We start from the raw sequence: 19,268 nt of genomic DNA on the forward strand, positions 1-19,268 counted from the left end.
AACAGCCTGTTTATGAACTTCGCCGTAAACGCTACCGTTTTTAGCGGCTGCAAATATACAACCCTTTTTTACTTTATAACAAACTTTTTTTAACCTTTTTTTGCCTTTTTTTTAACCTTAACCATTAAAAACCTTGTTTACAATATGTTAATGATAAAGTTTTTTTAATCCTTTTTATATAGACCCTAAATTATACTCCTTAAATCAATAAAAACCTTATACTACACTTTAAATCTATACCTCTATATATAGTAAACTACAAAACTAAAATACTATAGAGCGGGTTACTTAAAGCTTATAAAAAGAAGTTCCATACTAGACCAAATCTTATAACAAAGTCTCTATATGGATAGTTTGGCGCAGAATAAAAGTCGTATCCTGTCCATGCAGCGTTAAAATGTTCTGCTTTTAAATATATTCTAGCTTGTTGAACTCTTGCGTTTATAAAGAAATCAAACCTAGGGAATCCTCCGTATTCTTGATTGGTTTGCACATAAAATTCTGCTAACAAAGGATCATAAGCATTCATATGATACTTTGAGAAGTAGTTAAAGGTTACTCCTGTTTGTAAGAACAACGCTTTCTTAAATAAATAATCAGAATAATACAGTGTATTTCTTGTTACAAGTTCTGGAACATTAAGCACGGCATTATCATCGTCTACTTTTTGATACATTATAGTGTTATCTAAAGCAAACTTGCCTAATTTAAATTCTCTAGAGAGTTTTACCTTTATGTAATTTATTGTTTTATCATTTTGAAAAGGCTTAACTAAGTTAGAATCTTTATTCTTTTTGAAATATGTATAGTTATTTATTGTTGTAGCATCAACTGTTATGTTGGCTATTTTTGGTGCGCTTATTTTAAACTCTAACTTTTGAGTCTCTAGATTTTTAAAGTTATTACTCCAATTATAGTTTCTATAACTGCTTTGATATAATAACTGATTATAATTAGGCATTCTAGAGCTATGGTTTATTTTAGCACTTAAATTGATTCCTTTTGTAATTGGGTATGATGCTTGGGCTAAAAAGTAGTTTCCATCAAAATCTCCTGAAACATTTGCTTGAAGTTCTCCCTTTAATAAAAACTTACCAAATTGTTTCTTGTATTTACCTCCTAATGTTACAACATCTCCTTTTAACCTATTTGGTATATCTTGATTAATTAGTCTAACAACTTTATCATAACCATAGTTATAATTATCGTAGCCAACATTAACCTGGAAACTTCCTAATGTAACATTATTATAATTTAATTGAAGCTGACTATAAAAGTCTTCTAGAGTTACTCGTTCTTTTATATTGTTTTGAATAAAGGCTGTACCGAAATATTCATTGGCTCTTGTTTGTCTATATTCAAAAAACTTATCTTCTAAAGATATAATGTGTCTTATGTTTAAGTTATTTGCTGATGAATCTTGAGGCTTTGTTATATGGTATTGATGGTCTAAATGAAAACGCTTACCTTCTAGAATGTTTTCGGCATTTTCAAAATTCACTGCTAAAACGGCTCTATCACGAAACTCTGGAGCTCCTGATTCGAAAAATTCAATATTGCTATCAACCAAACCTCCGTTTTCTTCGTTAAGCAAATCCTGCATCACTATATGCGCATTTGCTATGTAACGTTTGTTTTTAGTTTTATAACTTGTAGTGAACCTAAAGTTTCCTGTACTTGTAAGTGCGTGTTGATATTTTCCTAAAGATCGTAGACCTTTATAAGCTAATGAAAAGTTTAATTGTCTAGATGTATTTACGGTAAAGAATGCATCTACTTGTTGCCCTTGTTCAAAAGCTGTTTTAAAATAAAGCTCTGTTAATGGCGTTGGCACATCATAATAATTAATGTCTTCTATTTCCATATAATTAAAATGGCGTGCTCTTGCTCCAAACTGTGGCATAAGTTTGGTGCTCTCAAAATCGTAATTTAACGAGTTATAGCTTCTACCTACATTATTAAAAGGCATTAAGCCAAAATTATCACGTCTTAAGTAATTAAATTTATAATAACGCTGAATAGTCAAGCTTGTATCAACTATTGTAGTATCTCGTTCTGCCGAAATAATTAGGTATTGCTCTATTTTAGCATCAAGGTTTTTTATTTTCTCGTTACTTGTGCTTCTAGTTGAACCTCTGCTTAAAGTATCCTCTGCAGATAAATTTCTTATGGTTCCTGGACTATTTGAAAGTGTTGGCTTTGTTTGAGAAAACCCAAAATTAAAAAGGCATAGTAAAAAAAATGCTAAAAATATTTTCCTCATAATTATTTTTTCGACCTTGCAAAGGTAAATACAATTTACAATAACGCTATTATATTAAGAATTATTTAAATGCTCAAGTTAAATTATTCAGGTTTTAAACTAGAATGTGGAACAGATGAGGCTGGCAGAGGCTGCCTTTGCGGTCCTGTTACTGCTGCTGCTGTAATTTTGCCTGACACCTTTAAAAATGATATACTAAACGACTCTAAACAATTATCTGAAAAGAAACGCGAGTTAATTAGACCTATAATTGAAAAAGAAGCGCTTGCTTTTGGCGTTGCTCATGTTTTTCCGGAAACTATAGATGACATCAATATATTAAATGCTTCTATACTTGCTATGCATGAAGCTATAAAAAACATGCAGGTTAATCCTGACTTTATTATTGTTGATGGCAACAAGTTTAAACCTTTTAATAATGTAAACCATGAAACTATAGTAAAAGGTGATAGTAAATACTTGTCTATCGCGGCGGCTTCGGTATTAGCAAAAACGTATCGTGATGATTATATGAAGGGCATTCATGAAGAATTCCCTATGTATGATTGGAGAAAAAACAAAGGTTACCCTACAAAAACACATAGAGAAGCTATAAAAAAACATGGGGTTACTAATTATCATAGGAAATCGTTTAGACTATTACCTGAACAATTAAAATTAGAGCTATAACTTTATATCTTTGTACAAACCTATCTATTTAATGAAATCACATTTATATTTTTTAAGCATTATTTTATTAATTACAAGTTGCAAAACTGACCGCAACTTAAAGCAACCTTCAGATTTCATCCCTGAAAATGCTACATATATATTAAAGGTTTCTAATCTTGAAAGCTTAAAAAGTAATTTAAACAATAACGATCTTTTAAAAAAAACTTCTGAAACCAATGTTTATAAAAAACTATCTAACATTGTAAGCCCAATACAACACTTTAATACAAATGATGATGTGTTGCTTTGTTTTGCAAATGATACTAGTGATAGTTTACAATATAGTATTATAACCAAATACCATCCATCACTATTTAACATAGATTCGCTTCCTGATATTAAGGTAGAAACTGTTAAAACAAAAAGTAACACCTACAGGAAAACAACTATTAATAATGAAACCTTATATAGTGTTATTAAAGACAGTATTTTTATAGGAGCCTCAAACAAAGATTTTCTTGAGCAAACTATCAACATAAAAAAGCCAAACCAAGAGCTTGTTTCATTATTAGACTCTTCAGGAAACAATAGTCAACTTTCAGTTTTAATAAACAATAAACAAAATAATGAAACGCTTCAAACAACATTGAACGATACAACAGGTTTAAAAAATTTCACCAACTATTTTCTGCTAGATGTAGATTTACAACAAGATGATATTTTTATAAACGGTATAACAAAAGCTACAGACTCAACAAAAAGCTTAATAAACGTTTTTAAAAACACAAAACCTCAAGAAAACCAACTTGCTAATATAACACCTGCAAATAGTGATGGCTTTTTAAGTTTTACTTTTGATAATTACAATACTTTAAAACAAAATTTGCAGCATTTTAATAAAAAGGACTCTTTACAATCAAACACACTTCTATTTGATAATGTTATTGAAACTGGTGTTATATATTATGGTAACGACCAAGCAGTCGTTTTAAACTCATTAGATGAAACCTCAACACAAGATGCCCTATCTGAAAATGAACTAGAAATAGAAACATATAGACAAGTTCCTATTTATAGTTTTAATAAGCCCGAGCTATTTTATGAAAATTTTACACCTTTTATAAACTATAAAGCAGCAACCAAATATTGTATTATAGATACCTTTTTTATTTTTTCAGATAGTATAGAGCTTCTTCAAAACATAATTGCTAGCCACCAAAACAGCACAACCTTAAATGACCGCTCATATTACGACAATATAAAATCACGTATTACTGATGAAGCTTCGTTAATGTTTGTATCTAACAACGACGGATTAAAAACCTTTATTGAAACACATATTGGTGAATCCATCGGTTTTAATTTAGACAATTATAAATCTACCGTTATACAATATATATATGACACTGATTTTTCTCATGTAAACGCTGTAATTCAAAAAGGCAAAACTAAAGCTGTAGAAAACTCAATTAGTGAATCATTCAGTTTAAAATTAAGTAACAACATACTTAATAATCCACAATTTGTTACCAATCATCTTACTCATGGAAAAGATATTGTTGTTCAAGATATAAAAAACAACTTGTACCTTATTTCAAATACAGGCAAAGTGCTTTGGAAAAAACAATTAGAAGGAGCCGTTTTAGGGAAGATTGAACAAATAGACATGTATAAAAACGGTCGACTTCAATTAGCATTTGCAACACCTAATCGTGTTTATGTTTTAGATAGAAACGGAAAAGATGTTTCACCATTTCCATTAAAGTTTAATGATAACATCACACAACCTTTATCTGTTTTTGATTATGACAACAACAGAAATTACAGATTACTAATAACACAAGGTAAAAACATTTTAATGTATGACGATGCCGGAAAAACTGTAAAAGGCTTTACATTTAAAAATGCTGACGATGTAATTAATCATCAACCTCAACATATCAGAATAGGAAGAAAAGATTACATACTTGTAAAAACAGACAACAAGCTTCACATTTTAGACAGAACAGGAAAAACACGTGTGCAGCTAAAAAATAGTTACTCCTACTCTAGCGAAGCCATATACTTATATAATGGTAAATTTACAACTACGTCAAAAAATGGAGCATTAATAACTATAGACACACAAGGAAACACAGCTTCTCAAAATATTAACTTAACAGACTTGCACCATATTACCTCAACAAGTAAAACACTAGTTGCGCAATCTGAAAACAAATTAACCATTAAGTCTAAAACTCTAGAAATGGATTATGGTAATTATAGTAAACCTGAAATTTACTATATAAATGACAAAATCTATGTAGCTATAACAGATTTACAATCTAAAAAGATTTATTTATTTGATAGCCAAGCCAAGTCTATTTCAAATTTCCCAGTGTACGGAAACTCAAAAATTGAACTTGACAACATTGATTCTGATAGAAATCTTGAGTTTGTAACTAAAGGAGATGATAATTCTATTTTGCTTTATCAGATAAATTAAAACTCTGAAGTATATAGTCTCAAAAAAATATTAATAAAATATGTTAACTTTATTACTTCGCTAACATTAAATAATAAAAAACAATATTATGAAGCTAAACCGCTTATTTTATTTACTGGCAATTATGCTTTGCTTTAGTTATGCCACTTCTTGTAGTGAAGACAATGATGATAATTTACCAGTACAACAAGCTTTTTTAAACGAAAGCAATTATTCTTATGAAGGAGACATGCAAAGGCAATACCTTAATGTTCAAATTGCCGATATTCAAATTGAAATAGACTCCTTGCAAGCCATTATAGATAATGGTCAAGGAAGCGCAGAAACCGAAGCCGATTTAGAAGAAGCCTTATTAACAAAATCTTTACTTACAGATCAGTTAGAAAGAATAAGACCTCGCCCAATTGGAGGCGTTCCTTTACCGCCGCCGCCGCCGCCTTGCCCAACAACAGGAACATGTATGCCTATAAATTTAGATTATATAGTTTGTGATATTGATGTAGCAACTCTAAACGTTTACATTTATAACAACCAAGAGATTTTAGTAGGATCTACTGAAAATTCAGAATTACAACCTGTTCCTGGATTTGAAGCTGAAACACAATTTCAAAATATAGATTTAGATCCTGATTATACTGGTGATGTTTTTATCGTTGTAAATAAAACTGATACTGAAGGCATAGAAACTTCTTATCAAATTAATGGCTATATAAGACCATAACCTATCAGGTTTAATTATTTGTATATTAGCTTTCAGTACAAAACGTATTGAAAGCTTTTTTTATGAAAAAAATCATTTACATTTTTATTCTCTTATTGACGCTTAATCTAAATGCGCAAGAAGAAAACAATCCTCAAGATGTAAACATTTTAATTCAAAAAGGATATACGCACTTTTATACCAATCAGGATTCTGCTTACTACTACTTTAATAAAATAAAAGACATATATATAGAGAAGGAAGAATGGGAAAATGTTATAGCCTCATTAGTTAGTATAAATAGAATTGCTAGCTACAACTATAATTTAAGCAAAATGAGATCTAACTTAAATGCTTTAGATAGTATTTTTAATAATCATGAAGCTTACTTAAAAACCGTTCCTAATTATACAGATTACCAAAACTCTTATTTGTACGACACCGGAATTTATCATTTTGAAACAAATAACTATAAAGTTTCAAAGCAAGTGTTTCAAAAAATAATTAATCAAATAGAACAAGTTTCAGATTCACTTATAACAAAAGACGCTATAGATCTTCTTTCGGGTTCTTATAATTTTATTGCTAAAATGAATTCTGAAGAAGGAAAGTATGATATAGCAAAACAATTTTACAACAAAAACATTCGGTTTATATCTAAAACAAAGCCTGATGATAAAGCTTCGCTTTATGCAAACTATAGCTTATTGGCAGATTTGTTAAGACGCACAAAAGATTACAACGCCTCTAACGGTTATTTTAAAAAAGCGCTCAACTACAACTTAAATAATCAAGGAAACAAAAACAGCATTATTTCTATTTCTCAAATTTTGGCTTTAAACCACATAAATTTGAAACAACCAGATAGCGCAAAATTATATCTGGATATATTAAGTAAAAACCTTACCGATTCTCATCCATTTTGGAATAAGTATTATGACATAAAAGCTGAACTTTACAAATCTGAACAAAACGACAATTTGGCTTTACAAGCTTATAAAACGGCATTAAAACTAACTCAAGATAAATGGCAAAATAAACCTCATCCTGAAATTGCCACCTATTATCAAAAAATAGGATTATTATATGCGGCTAACAAAAAGCACAAAAAGGCTATTGAAAACTTTAATTCTGGCATCAATATCTTGACAAACAAAATTGATGCTTTTTCAAACAAATCACTTTTAGTTAAACTATATAAAGATAAAGCCGCAATACTTAATGCTGAAAATACAACAACAAGCTATAACAAATCTATTCAAACAGTAAATTCAGGTATAAAAACATTAGACAGTTTAAAGCCTTCTTTTAAAAGTGAAGCAGATAAACTTCTTTTAATTGAAGATGCTTTTCCCCTATTTGAATCCGGAATGGAAGCTACATATAACTTATATGAGAATAGCCTAAACCAAAAGTATATAGAACAAGCCTTTTTTTATTCAGAGAAAAGCAAGAACATTTTACTTTTTGAAGCGCTTTTGAGTGCAAAAGCAACACGTTTTGGTGCTGTTCCTGAAACCTTATTAGAACAAGAAAAACAATTAAAATCTGAAATAAGTAGTCTTGAGAAACGATTAAACTCAAAGAAACAAGTTACAGACCTTGAAAGAGAACAGCTTTTTCAGTTAAAGGAATCTTACAGACAACATATAAAAACCATTGAAACCAATTATAAATCTTATTATGATTTAAAATACAATACTCAAGTTTCTAGTTTAAAAAACATTCAGAATGATTTAAAAAATGATACTGTTTTAGTTTCTTACTTTTTTGGAACAAATGCGCTGTACATTATTTCAATAGATAAAAACGCGTGTTCTTTTAACAAAGTATTGTTGTCAAACCATTTTAATGAATCTATAGTAAGTACTTATAAAGATATTAGTAATCCTAAATCTGATATTAAGGCACTAGCAAAAAACACATATAACTTATACAATACTATTTTAAACCCAATAGCAAGCAAACATGAAGAATATAAAAACCTTGTAATTATTCCTGATGGCCTTCTTAACTACATTCCTTTTGGTAGTCTAAATACAGAAAAAGATGGTTTGCATTATTTAATTCAAGATAAAACTATTAGTTACTCAAATTCTGCTACCCTATTTTTTCAATTATTAGAAAACAAAAAAGAAAACAACGCACTACTTGCTTTTGCTCCTAGTTTTACAAATCCTTCAAATGAAAACTTGCTGCCATTACCTAACAACAAAAAAGAAGCGGAATCTATTTTAAGTTACTTTGATGGCGTTATGTTTTCTGGTAATAATGCTACTTTAAAAAACTTTGATTTAGAAAATCAAAAATTCGGAATGTTACATTTAGCTACGCACGCAATTGTAAATGATGCTAATCCAGAATTCTCTTATTTGGCTTTTGAACCAGTTTCTAACCAAGAGCACTTATTATATGTTAGTGACTTGTATAACCTTAATCTTGATGCCAATCTTGTAACCTTAAGTGCTTGTGAAAGTGGTATTGGTAATTTAAAACGTGGTGAAGGCTTTATGAGTTTGGCTCGCGGTTTTTATTTTAGTGGCGCTTCTAGTATAGCTAGCACACTATGGAAAATTAATGACGGGACATCTTCAGAAATCATGGCGCGTTTTTACGAACTTTTATCAAAAGGAAAAACCAAAAATGAAGCGCTTCAAAAAGCCAAGTTATTTTTTATAAAAGAAAATAATGAAAACAACTTATCACATCCTTACTATTGGTCTGGATTTGTAATTTCTGGTAACACTACTGCTATAACTAACACAAACTATTTTATTTGGATACTTTCTGGTATGGCTATTTTTATCCTTTTGGGGTTTATTACATATAAAAAGAAACGATCTTAATTTATTTTGTCTAATAAATCTTTGGCTTTACTTTTATTATAATCAAAATTTGAAATAAGTAATTTTAATTGCTTACGTGTATTTTCTTTATCATTTTCTTTTAAGTAAATCAATGCTAAATACCAATGAGATTCTGCAACAAAGTCTCTATCTTTTACAATAACTTCTTCAAACAACAACTTGGCATCTTTAAGATTTTCTAATTTCAAAAACGCTTGAGCTTTATAGAACGTTAGGTAACTATTCTTTTCAGTTTCAGGAATGGCATTAAATTTATTGATTGCTAGCTGGTAATCTTCTGTTTCATAAGCTACAAAAGCTTGACGCTCTATTGTATTATTATCATCACTCCTTGTTATGGTATAAACAGTATTAGGATAAACCTTGAAATTGTCTTGATATAAGTCGTTATAACTTGTGTTAAAAAAAGTATTGTATCCAAACCAACCCATTAGCAAAGCTATAGTTGCTGCTATGGCAAAGTTTTTATAATTAAATATATTTTGAGTTGTTTTTTCTGAAGAAGTCTTGGTTATAATGTCTTTTTCAAAATCTTGCAGTTTAGCTTTAAGTTTTTTGCTTTCTTCTTTTTGTATTACCTGCTTTAAATTTTTTTCAAACTCAAACTGCTTTTTAAATTCCGCATCAGTGTTTAATAGGTTTTCAAAAACGTGCTCTTCGTTTGGTGTTAAAGATTTTGAAAAGTAACGATATAATAAATCCTGTTTATTCATATTATATGGTATTAGAATTTATACGTTCCCTTAATGTTTTCATACATCTTGATTTCTGACTTTTTATAACATTCTCGCTATTATAATCTCCAGACTCTAAAATTTCTTTGATAGTAAAACCTTTATAATAAAATAAGGTTAAAAGTTCTTGACACTTTTTTCCTAAAGATTTAAAGTGGGTTTGAAGGAGCTTTTGTTCTGTTGTTAGTTCTGGCTCATGCATATCAATATTAGTTATCAATGCATCTTGATCGCCTACTAAAGACAAGTCAAAATTGTTACCTACTTTCTTTTTATCTTTTCTCATCTTATCAAGTATTAAATATTTTCCTATACTGAATAAATAGGTTGAAATACTGCTTGTAAAACGTTCTATTTTACCACTTATAATGTTGTTGTAAAATATTACATAAGCATCTTGATAGATATCAATATTATCATCTTCAGATAAATTATATCGCTTGGCATAATTTAAAAACTTGTCTCTATTTTCTTCATAAACCTGCCTAAAGGCAGCATTAGAGCCTTGCTTTAATTCTTTAAGAAAACTATCTGCGTGCTTATTTACCATTTAATAGAAAGAAACTTAAAAGGTTAACAATTTCTTGCTGCTAATTTAATTTTTTTTAGTCAGAATATCTCATTTCTACCCAAAACAATCATTTTACAATTATTCTAGAAATAATGTTAACCTTAAAAAAAATAAAGCATAAAGAGTTAAACTTTAAAAATTAAAACAATGAAAATTTTAAAACTCTTAAGCTTTATGTTAATCACACTATTGGTATTAAACTGTAGTAATGATGATGATAATTTTCAACCACAAATTCAGCCAGAACCAACTACACAAGATTTATTAATATCAGGAAAATGGTATTGGGTTTCATCTTCTGAAAGCACATTAGATGATTGCCAAAAACAATCCTACCTTGAATTTATAGATTTAGACACTTTATTGATAGAGGATTTCAGAATCAACTCATCTGATGTTTGTGAATCTAACGGTATAAACTCAGTTACATATCAATTAATAGATGACAGTATCATTCAAGTAACAATTGGTACAGATACTAGTAACCTAAATATAGAATTCATTTCAGATACCAGATTAATAATTACTCAAGAAATATCTTCTGGTACAATGACTACAACATTAGAAAAATAAGTAAAAACAGAACGTATAATAATTTAGTTTTTTTGAGTTAGTTGATTATGCCAAAAGTTTACGTTATAGCGAGACCTAAATTTTTGGCTTTTTCATGTAAAAACTTTTTTAGTACAAATGTTAACCTTCATAAAGAAAAACACATAAAAGAGCATATTAATCAATAATACTTTTAAAATTATGAAACTTACAAAAACAATTAAACAAACCGTAAAAACAACAACGTATTTAATGTTAGCTTTTGTTATGGCATTTACAATATCATGCTCACCTGAAGACGGTCGTGATGGTTTGCCAGGTGAACAAGGCCCTGCAGGTCAAGATGGGAATGCTAATGTAGTATCTTCAGACTGGTTTCAAATCCAATTTGATTACACTAATGGTCCAAACGACTATGGTTACATGGCTATAGACATCCCTAACTATCAAGAATTTATTGATAACGGCGGTGTTGCCATGATGTATGTTAGACAAACACTTCCAACTGGTGACTATATAATCCATCCGCTACCATTTGAAGACATTTTTAGATTTGCTTTAGCTAATGTTCCTAGTGAAGGTGTAGAAAATTCATTAGTCCTTTTTGCAAACCAAACAAACGTTAGCGATTTAGAGACAGAACCAGGGTTAACGTTTAGATATATTTTAGTTCCAGGGAACACAACTTCAAAAAGTCAAGTTAATTTTGAAAAAATGTCTTATAAAGAAGTTGTAAATCATTTTGAATTAGAACCATAATCTTTCTAACAATACTTTTTAAAAAACCGAAGTTAAAACCTTCGGTTTTTTTATGACTATTATTACCGAAATGATTAGTATTGTAATCTCAATTTTTCAGATTATGATCTCACGTAGAAACGCCTCTATTGCTAAATGCATATTACATAAAGTAGGAAACAAATTCAACAGTACTAAAAATGCGTTTTCAGAAAACGAAATTCATTTTGATGAAGCTAGTTATGACCTTATGCTTCCATTTTTATTAAGACCATTTGGTTCTGCTGTGCAAAGCTATCGTTTTAATCATCATGCAGATATTTCACTAAATGAAATAAACACCTATAGCTCACAAATTTTTACAGATGATGATGCTTTTATTGAAACCTCAAAACATATTGTAAAACATTTATTTGAGCAATCTAATTCTGCACAAATAAAAACTGGAGATGTTTTGGTGGTGCTTTTTGAAGGTATCGAGTTTAATGAAATTACCACAAACGCATTAGGGATTTTTAAAATTGAAAATAAGGTTAATTTCTTTCAAACCTATCTTGAAAATAACAGTTATGATGTTGTTGTACAAAAAGGCATTAGCTCTAAAAAAGTAGATAAAGGTTGCTTAATTTTAAATCAAAGCGATACAGAAGGACGTATTATTTTAAGTGCAGATAATAACAATTACGATGCGCATTATTGGACCAATCATTTCCTAAACATTAAATATGCTGATGATGCCAATAGCCATACACAACAGTATATAGCATTATGTAAAGATTTTTCTGAAGAAGTTTTAAAAACAAGTTATGGCAACCAAGAACAAAACAATTTCTTGGCAAAAACCATAGATTTTTTTAAAGATCATGAAACCGTAAATGTTGAAACTTTTAAAGATGAGATTTTTGAAGAAGACAAACATAAAACACTTTTTGATGACTATAAAAAATCATTTGAAAGTGAAATGGATATTGTAATTCGCAATCAATTTGATGTTGCTGAAGCTGTTGTAAAAAAAGAGAAGAAAAAAATAAAAACAGAAATTAAACTAGATACTAACATACAAATAAAACTAGATATTGATGCCCCTGAAGCCTCTAGTGAATATCTAGAACGTGGGTATGATGAAGAAAAGAAAATGCATTACTACAAAGTATTTTTTAATGCTGAAGGATAATAAAAAAGCACCATATTAATTGGTGCTTTTTTTTATTGCTTCGTTTTTTTATAATTGAAGATACAATATCTATCAAAGCATTGAGTAAAAAATCAGACTTTTTCTTCTTGAAACTTCATCTCTGCTTCAAAAAGATTAACAAAATGCTTTAGTAATTTATCTTTCACTTCAGTAATAGAAACTTCTTTTTTACCTAGTTCTACATTTAGAGATGTTACTGCCTTACCACGAATGCCACAAGGAATCATATTGTCAAAATATCCTAAATCAGCATTCACATTTAAAGCAAAACCATGCATGGTTACCCAACGACTTGCACGAACGCCCATAGCACAAATTTTTCTAGCAAAAGGTGTCCCAACATCTAACCATACACCTGTTTCTCCAGGACTTCGCTCGGCTTTCAAACCATATTCTGCCAAAGTTAGAATGATCATTTCCTCAAGAAATCGCAAATATTTATGAATATCTGTAAAAAAATTGTCTAAATCTAAAATGGGATACCCTACTATTTGTCCTGGACCATGATAAGTTATATCTCCGCCGCGATTCACTTTATAAAAAACAGCATTTTTTTCGGCAAGCTGTTTCTCATCAATAAGTAAATTAGACATATCGCCACTCTTACCAAGAGTGTATACGTGTGGATGCTCTACAAATAAAAAATAATTAGGCGTTTCAAGATTGGCATCTTCTCGCCTATTTTTTATTTTAGTATCAACAATTCCTTTAAATAAAGTCTCTTGGTAATCCCAAGTATCTTTATAATCTTTATGGCCTAATTCCTGTAATTCTACTTTCTTATTCATAGAATACAAAATTACGGAAAATTCTTGGCTTATCTATTAGGGTTATTTAAAATGACTAAAGCAGCTATAACTCCCGGAACCCAGCCGCAAAGCCACAATAAAAATACAATTAAAATTGAACCACAACCTTTGTCTATAACGGCTAAAGGCGGGCATAATATTGAAAGGAGCACTCTCCAAAATCCCATATTGATTTGTTTTTAATGATTGATGTACTTATATGTCTACATAATTTACTAATTGTTACATCATATATTTCCAATATAATAAATTGAAATCCTAACGAATAGTAATTATCTTTGTAGCTTCATAAAATTATACAATTCAAATTTATTTATGTCGCAATTATCAGAACAAGAATTAGTACGTAGAGACAAGCTCTCAAAATTACGCGAATTAGGTATCAACCCTTATCCAGCAGATTTATTTCCTGTTGAAGAAACTTCTAAACAAGTCAAACATAATTTTGAAGAAGGAAAAAAGGTTATTATTGCCGGTCGTTTGATGTCGCGTCGTATTCAAGGAAATGCTAGCTTTGCTGAACTTCAAGACAGTGAAGGCAGAATTCAAGTATATTTTAATAGAGATGAAATTTGTTCTGGTGACGACAAAACAAAATACAATACCGTATACAAAAAACTCCTAGACATAGGTGATTTTATTGGTGTTACAGGAGAGCTTTTCACAACAAAAGTTGGCGAAAAAACGGTTATGGTAAAAGACTTTACGTTATTAAGCAAAGCTCTTAAACCATTACCTCAACCTCGTGTAGATGCTGATGGTAAAGTTCATGATGCTTTTACTGATGCAGAACAACGTTATAGACAACGCTATGCTGACCTTGTTGTAAATCCTCATGTAAAAGACGTTTTTGTAAAACGTACCAAACTATTTAACGCCATGCGTAATTTCTTTAATAACGCTGGTTATTTTGAAGTAGAAACGCCTATTTTACAACCTATTCCAGGTGGTGCTGCAGCAAGACCTTTTATAACGCACCATAATAGTTTAGATATTCCTTTATACATGCGAATTGCTAATGAGTTATATTTAAAAAGACTGATAGTTGGTGGTTTTGATGGTGTATATGAATTTTCTAAAAACTTTAGAAATGAAGGTATGGATCGTACGCACAATCCAGAATTTACAGCTATGGAAATTTATGTTGCCTACAAAGATTACAACTGGATGATGGATTTTTGTGAACAATTACTTGAGCATTGTGCTACGGCTGTAAACGGTACTACAAAAGTTACTTTTGGAGATCATGAAATAGATTTCAAAGCACCTTATGCACGTGTAACAATGGCTGACTCTATAAAACATTTTACCGGATTTGACATAACTGGTAAAAGCGAAACTGAAATTCGTGAAGCTGCCAAAGGTATGGGGATTGAAGTTGATGAAACTATGGGGAAAGGAAAGCTAATTGATGAAATTTTTGGTGAAAAGTGTGAAGGCAACTACATTCAACCAACATTTATTACAGATTACCCAAAAGAAATGAGTCCGCTTTGTAAAGAGCACAGAGACAACCCTGAATTAACAGAGCGTTTTGAGCTTATGGTTTGTGGTAAAGAAATAGCCAATGCATATTCTGAATTAAATGATCCTATAGATCAACGTGAACGCTTTGAGCACCAATTAAAACTTGCTGAAAAAGGCGATGATGAAGCTACAGAATTTATAGATTTTGACTTTTTACGCGCTTTAGAGTATGGTATGCCTCCTACATCTGGTATGGGAATTGGTATGGATAGATTAATTATGTTTTTAACCAATAATCAATCTATACAAGAAGTTTTGTTTTTCCCACAAATGAGACCTGAAAAAAAACCTCTAGCTATAAGTGACGACGCAAAAGCTGTTTTAGAACTTCTAAAAAAGGCTGAAAAATTAGAACTTGTAGAGTTAAAAACACAATCTGGTTTAAGCAATAAAAAATGGGATAAAACCATAAAAGAGTTGACAAAAAACAAGCTTGCTAAAGTAGAGAAAACAGACGAAAATCTGTTTGTAGAAGCTTTCTAAACAATAAAAAAGGAACTGTTTTTTTTTACAGTTCCTTTTTTATATTTTTAAATAGTATTTAGTACTCATGAAGATTAACATGTCCCAAATTTATGATGCGGTTTTACAAAGAATATTTGTTTTACCTATTCTTGCATTAACCTCAATAGCTGTTTTGGTTATTACCATTTGGGATAAATCTATTGATGACTATCAGGTATGGGTTAAACAGCAAATTCAACTTACTGGAGAATTAACTACTCAAGAGTTTATCGCTCACATTAACAAGGAGATTATTCAACTTGAAAACTTAAAAAACAGATTAGAGTTTACAAATGGAGATTATCATAAATATTGGGATAAAGAAGTAAATACTATTCTTAAACAATCTGATGCAATTAAGTTTGTTGAATGGATTGACAGCTCTTTGGTTATTAGAAAAATTAACCCTTTAAAAGGTAATGAAGCTGCTTTAAATCTAGATATATCAAAAATTGATTATCGTAAAAAAGAGTGGGAATCTCATAGTATTGATAGTTCTATAAACGTTACACCTTGGTCAAAAATGACACAAGGCGGCTATGCTTTTCTTATAGATATTCCAACATATTATAATAATACATTTCAAGGAACTGCAAGTGCAGGAATGGACTTCACCCATAGTTTTAATACTTTTTCTACTAGCTTAAAAGACTACGCCATTGAGTTACGAGACAATAAAGGTGTACTATTTTATGAATACAACACTAAAAACAGAGCTTTAATAGACGATAGCTTTGTTTATAAAAGCGATTTAACCATAGATTATTTAGACAAGCAGTTTTGGAATCTAAAACTATACCCTACTAACGAGCTATTGTTTTTAACCAACAAACGTGCTTTTATAAATTACATGCTTTTATTTGGCTTTATATTATCCTTATTAATAAGCATGCTAATTTACTTTTACCTAAAGGCTTTGAGAGAAACTAAACGAACCTTATCTATCAATAAAAAATTAGCTAATGTTAATTTCAGACTAAACAAACAGAAACAAAAAGCCGAGCAAGCTTCAAAAGCAAAAACAGATTTTTTATCTAATATGAGCCATGAAATACGCACACCGCTTCATGCTATATTAGGCTTTATTCAAGTATTAAAAAGCAGTAATCTTAAAGAAAGTGACAAAGAATATGTAGCGCTAATGGATAAATCTTCTAATAATTTATTAGCTATTGTTAATGATATTTTAGAAATACACAAAATAGAATCTGGTAATATTATATTAGAAAAGCACTTGTTCTGCCCTTCAGAAAAACTTAAAGAACTTATTGATACTTATGAATACCATTTTAAACAAAAAGGTCTTTATATAAACTTATCGTTTCTAAATAATGAAAGCTATAGTGTAATAAGCGATATGAATAAATATTCGCAAATTATTACAAACCTATTAAAAAACGCTCTTAAGTTTACAGTAAACGGAGGCGTTGAAGTTACTTATAAGGAAGAAAAGATTGAAGAAAAATTAAGTATTAAAATTCAAGTAAAAGATTCTGGAATTGGGATATCTAAAAGTAAATTAAAAACCATATTTGATAGATTTACACAAATTGAAAGCAGCCTTAAAAAAGAGCATGAAGGTAGTGGATTAGGGTTAGCCATTAGTAAAGACTTCGCTGAATTATTAAATGGATCTATAACAGTTGATAGTTGTGAAAACAAAGGAAGTATCTTCACTTTTACTGGAATTATGGAAATCTCTGAAAAGCAATCTTATCAATTTGGAGAGACTTATGAGAACTTTAAACTTCCTAAACTTAACGTACTAGTTGTTGATGACAACAAAATTAATGTTATTGTATTAAGAAAACTACTTGAAGATATAGGCATACATGTTGACAGTGTTGAGAATGGTCAATTAGCTTTAGACAAGTTTAAAGAAAATAAATACCATCTTATTCTCATGGATATTCATATGCCAAAAATGGATGGTTATGAAGCCACACAAATCATACGTAAACAAGACTCTGATGTTATTATAATTGGTCTCTCTGCAAATGTAACATCAACCGCTATTCAAAAAGCTTTAGATAGTGGCATGAATAATTATATTACAAAGCCATTTACTAAAGAGCGTTTATACAGATTAATTGCTACGTACTTTACTTAATTAATGGTTAAAAAATTCTGTTTGTAAAAACATTTCAATTTGAAATTTGTATTTTTAAGTAGCTTACAAGAGAAAAACCTTTATGCTATGAAAAAAACAATATTTTTATTTAGCCTACTTTTGATGCCTTTCACTGTTTTAATGGCACAAACTATAGACACAAATGCTTCTGTGGTTACATTTAAAATTACTGGTGGTGGCTTCTTTAAAGTCAATGGTGATTTTACAGGTATGCAAGGTGATTTCAATTTTGACGAAAACGACCTTGAAAACTCAAGCTTTAATATTTGTATTGATGCAACCACTATTGACACAAACAATGAAAAGCGTGATAACCACTTAAAGAGTGATGACTTTTTTAATGTTGAGAAATACCCTGAAATATGTTTTAAGTCTACAAATATTACCACAAAAGATAATCACTATGCTACAACAGGAGAATTAACAATGCATGGTATTACAAAAACTGTTGAAATTCCTTTCAAGTTTTCTAACAACACGTTTAAAGGTACTTTTCAAGTGCTTCGTCTTGACTATAATATTGGTGAAGACTTTGGCTCATTTAGAGTTGGCCATGAAGCTGAAGTCAGCATAAATTGCGTGGTAAAACAGTAGTTTAGTCTCTAATAAGAGGCATTGTACTACAACGCAACAAGCCTTCTTGTTTTGCTATTTCAGAATAAGAAACTTCTTCAACGGTTATTCCTTGACTACGAAGCCAGGTGTTTAAACGTGTAAAGTTTTTTTCAGAGATTACAACATTTTCAGAGATAGAAAAAATGTTACTATTCATATTATACATTTCTTCTTTATCAATCTCAAAAACATTCTCTTTTCCAAAGAAATTAAATAACCACTCATACTCTTCCTCTTCAAGAAACCCATTTTTATGCAAAATGGCTTTATTTTTTCCTACAGGTTGAAAACAGCAATCTAAATGTAAAGCATTCTCTCTAGGATTGGTATTTGACTTTCGAAGGTTAAAGGATTTTATCTTTTTATGAGGAAACAACGCTTTCATTGCTTCAACTGCTTCCATATTGGTTCTTGCAATGATATAATCAGAATAATCGGCTCCTCTGTATGTTCCTATAAAAATATAGTCGTTATACAACATAACATCACCACCTTCAATATGGCAGTGCTCTGGCAATTTTATTCGTTGCTCTTTAGGCACTTGAGACCATACGTGTTCTATAGCTTCAAATTCTTGCTCTCTATCTGGTAAAATATTTGCTTCAACAAACTTATCATCTATTACAAAACCAATGTCTCTTGAGAATATTTGATTGTAGTCTTCAATGATTTTTGGTCTAAATACAGTGACATCATACTTTTCAAAAACAGCGGCAACTGCTTCCATTTCTTTTACCATATCAGCTTCAACAGGATAAGTTCCTGCTTTTATATGCTCTAATGACTTAGGGTCATAGGCTTCTTCTATAGTTGGAGTTGGACCATTGCTTTTTGCCGTTCCTAAAACAACGGCGCGTAATCTTGATGTTTCGTTTTTTACGTTTAAGTTGAGCATAATTAAATGTATAAAAAAAGCTTCATAGTTG

The 19,268-nt window shown here is 30.1% G+C and carries 16 protein-coding genes; 10 read left to right on the top strand and 6 right to left on the bottom strand.

The window, feature by feature from the left end:
- Window positions 1-295: 295 nt before the first annotated feature.
- Complete coding sequence (locus ACN5J3_RS03730; RefSeq protein ID WP_418510828.1) at window positions 296-2,263, bottom strand: putative porin; 1,968 nt, start codon at window positions 2,261-2,263, stop codon at window positions 296-298.
- Between the two features lie 69 nt (window positions 2,264-2,332).
- On the opposite strand from ACN5J3_RS03730, the gene ACN5J3_RS03735 reads away from it, so the two are divergent.
- The 4 genes from ACN5J3_RS03735 to ACN5J3_RS03750 all read left to right on the top strand — a co-directional run bounded on the left by ACN5J3_RS03735 (window position 2,333) and on the right by ACN5J3_RS03750 (window position 8,945).
- Window positions 2,333-2,932 carry a ribonuclease HII gene (locus tag ACN5J3_RS03735; protein WP_418510829.1) on the top strand — a complete coding sequence of 200 codons (600 nt, stop codon included), beginning with the start codon at window positions 2,333-2,335 and terminating at the stop codon, window positions 2,930-2,932.
- 31 nt (window positions 2,933-2,963) lie between these two features.
- Window positions 2,964-5,399: a ribonuclease HII gene (locus ACN5J3_RS03740; RefSeq protein ID WP_418510830.1), complete on the top strand. Its 2,436-nt coding sequence runs from the start codon at window positions 2,964-2,966 to the stop codon at window positions 5,397-5,399.
- Window positions 5,400-5,487: 88 nt separating this feature from the next.
- On the top strand, window positions 5,488-6,120 hold the full coding sequence (locus tag ACN5J3_RS03745) for a hypothetical protein (RefSeq protein ID WP_418510831.1): 633 nt from the start codon (window positions 5,488-5,490) through the stop codon (window positions 6,118-6,120).
- A 62-nt stretch (window positions 6,121-6,182) separates the two neighbouring features.
- Window positions 6,183-8,945, top strand: coding sequence for a CHAT domain-containing protein (locus ACN5J3_RS03750; RefSeq protein ID WP_418510832.1), 2,763 nt, complete (start codon window positions 6,183-6,185; stop codon window positions 8,943-8,945).
- On the opposite strand, the gene ACN5J3_RS03755 is transcribed toward ACN5J3_RS03750, so the two are convergent.
- Together ACN5J3_RS03755 and ACN5J3_RS03760 are read right to left on the bottom strand one after the other, a co-directional pair.
- Window positions 8,942-9,679 (bottom strand): tetratricopeptide repeat protein, encoded by a 738-nt coding sequence (locus ACN5J3_RS03755; protein ID WP_418510833.1) that lies wholly within the window; start codon window positions 9,677-9,679, stop codon window positions 8,942-8,944. The genes ACN5J3_RS03750 and ACN5J3_RS03755 overlap by 4 nt on opposite strands.
- Before the next feature lies 1 nt (window position 9,680).
- Window positions 9,681-10,250: an RNA polymerase sigma factor gene (locus ACN5J3_RS03760; RefSeq protein WP_418510834.1), complete on the bottom strand. Its 570-nt coding sequence runs from the start codon at window positions 10,248-10,250 to the stop codon at window positions 9,681-9,683.
- A gap of 168 nt (window positions 10,251-10,418) precedes the next feature.
- Between ACN5J3_RS03760 and ACN5J3_RS03765 the strand changes: the two genes are divergently transcribed.
- The 3 genes from ACN5J3_RS03765 to ACN5J3_RS03775 all read left to right on the top strand — a co-directional run bounded on the left by ACN5J3_RS03765 (window position 10,419) and on the right by ACN5J3_RS03775 (window position 12,735).
- Complete coding sequence (locus ACN5J3_RS03765; protein WP_418510835.1) at window positions 10,419-10,844, top strand: lipocalin family protein; 426 nt, start codon at window positions 10,419-10,421, stop codon at window positions 10,842-10,844.
- Window positions 10,845-11,024: 180 nt separating this feature from the next.
- Window positions 11,025-11,582 carry a hypothetical protein gene (locus ACN5J3_RS03770; protein ID WP_418508365.1) on the top strand — a complete coding sequence of 186 codons (558 nt, stop codon included), beginning with the start codon at window positions 11,025-11,027 and terminating at the stop codon, window positions 11,580-11,582.
- A gap of 103 nt (window positions 11,583-11,685) precedes the next feature.
- A complete protein-coding gene (locus tag ACN5J3_RS03775; RefSeq protein WP_417290452.1) occupies window positions 11,686-12,735 on the top strand; it encodes a nucleoid-associated protein in 1,050 nt (349 codons plus the stop codon).
- A gap of 92 nt (window positions 12,736-12,827) precedes the next feature.
- Here the strand turns inward: ACN5J3_RS03775 and lipB are convergent, their stop codons facing one another.
- Window positions 12,828-13,544: a lipoyl(octanoyl) transferase LipB gene (gene lipB / locus ACN5J3_RS03780; RefSeq protein ID WP_418510836.1), complete on the bottom strand. Its 717-nt coding sequence runs from the start codon at window positions 13,542-13,544 to the stop codon at window positions 12,828-12,830.
- Window positions 13,545-13,573: 29 nt separating this feature from the next.
- Window positions 13,574-13,732, bottom strand: a complete 159-nt coding sequence (locus tag ACN5J3_RS03785) for a YqaE/Pmp3 family membrane protein (protein ID WP_344725767.1) — start codon at window positions 13,730-13,732, stop codon at window positions 13,574-13,576.
- A 148-nt stretch (window positions 13,733-13,880) separates the two neighbouring features.
- On the opposite strand from ACN5J3_RS03785, the gene lysS reads away from it, so the two are divergent.
- The 3 genes from lysS to ACN5J3_RS03800 all read left to right on the top strand — a co-directional run bounded on the left by lysS (window position 13,881) and on the right by ACN5J3_RS03800 (window position 18,321).
- On the top strand, window positions 13,881-15,575 hold the full coding sequence (gene lysS / locus ACN5J3_RS03790) for a lysine--tRNA ligase (protein ID WP_418510837.1): 1,695 nt from the start codon (window positions 13,881-13,883) through the stop codon (window positions 15,573-15,575).
- A 67-nt stretch (window positions 15,576-15,642) separates the two neighbouring features.
- Window positions 15,643-17,706: a response regulator gene (locus tag ACN5J3_RS03795; protein WP_418510838.1), complete on the top strand. Its 2,064-nt coding sequence runs from the start codon at window positions 15,643-15,645 to the stop codon at window positions 17,704-17,706.
- A gap of 87 nt (window positions 17,707-17,793) precedes the next feature.
- Window positions 17,794-18,321 carry a YceI family protein gene (locus tag ACN5J3_RS03800; protein WP_418510839.1) on the top strand — a complete coding sequence of 176 codons (528 nt, stop codon included), beginning with the start codon at window positions 17,794-17,796 and terminating at the stop codon, window positions 18,319-18,321.
- A 1-nt stretch (window position 18,322) separates the two neighbouring features.
- Here ACN5J3_RS03800 and ACN5J3_RS03805 read toward each other — a convergent pair whose 3' ends face one another.
- A complete protein-coding gene (locus ACN5J3_RS03805) occupies window positions 18,323-19,237 on the bottom strand; it encodes a dimethylarginine dimethylaminohydrolase family protein (protein ID WP_417290453.1) in 915 nt (304 codons plus the stop codon).
- Window positions 19,238-19,268: the final 31 nt, after the last annotated feature.

The sequence above is a fragment of the Corallibacter sp. genome, from assembly GCF_048381695.1.
GTDB classification, from domain to species: Bacteria; Bacteroidota; Bacteroidia; order Flavobacteriales; family Flavobacteriaceae; genus Corallibacter; species Corallibacter vietnamensis.

Coding starts and splice junctions, on each gene's coding strand:
- ACN5J3_RS03735 (WP_418510829.1), top strand. CDS start 2,333: ATGCTCAAGTTAAATTATTCAGGTTTTAAACTAGAATGTGGAACAGAT.
- ACN5J3_RS03745 (WP_418510831.1), top strand. CDS start 5,488: ATGAAGCTAAACCGCTTATTTTATTTACTGGCAATTATGCTTTGCTTT.
- ACN5J3_RS03795 (WP_418510838.1), top strand. CDS start 15,643: ATGAAGATTAACATGTCCCAAATTTATGATGCGGTTTTACAAAGAATA.
- ACN5J3_RS03770 (WP_418508365.1), top strand. CDS start 11,025: ATGAAACTTACAAAAACAATTAAACAAACCGTAAAAACAACAACGTAT.
- ACN5J3_RS03730 (WP_418510828.1), bottom strand. CDS start 2,263: ATGAGGAAAATATTTTTAGCATTTTTTTTACTATGCCTTTTTAATTTT.
- ACN5J3_RS03765 (WP_418510835.1), top strand. CDS start 10,419: ATGAAAATTTTAAAACTCTTAAGCTTTATGTTAATCACACTATTGGTA.
- ACN5J3_RS03785 (WP_344725767.1), bottom strand. CDS start 13,732: ATGGGATTTTGGAGAGTGCTCCTTTCAATATTATGCCCGCCTTTAGCC.
- ACN5J3_RS03755 (WP_418510833.1), bottom strand. CDS start 9,679: ATGAATAAACAGGATTTATTATATCGTTACTTTTCAAAATCTTTAACA.
- ACN5J3_RS03805 (WP_417290453.1), bottom strand. CDS start 19,237: ATGCTCAACTTAAACGTAAAAAACGAAACATCAAGATTACGCGCCGTT.
- lipB (WP_418510836.1), bottom strand. CDS start 13,544: ATGAATAAGAAAGTAGAATTACAGGAATTAGGCCATAAAGATTATAAA.
- ACN5J3_RS03775 (WP_417290452.1), top strand. CDS start 11,686: ATGATCTCACGTAGAAACGCCTCTATTGCTAAATGCATATTACATAAA.
- ACN5J3_RS03800 (WP_418510839.1), top strand. CDS start 17,794: ATGAAAAAAACAATATTTTTATTTAGCCTACTTTTGATGCCTTTCACT.
- ACN5J3_RS03760 (WP_418510834.1), bottom strand. CDS start 10,250: ATGGTAAATAAGCACGCAGATAGTTTTCTTAAAGAATTAAAGCAAGGC.
- lysS (WP_418510837.1), top strand. CDS start 13,881: ATGTCGCAATTATCAGAACAAGAATTAGTACGTAGAGACAAGCTCTCA.
- ACN5J3_RS03750 (WP_418510832.1), top strand. CDS start 6,183: ATGAAAAAAATCATTTACATTTTTATTCTCTTATTGACGCTTAATCTA.
- ACN5J3_RS03740 (WP_418510830.1), top strand. CDS start 2,964: ATGAAATCACATTTATATTTTTTAAGCATTATTTTATTAATTACAAGT.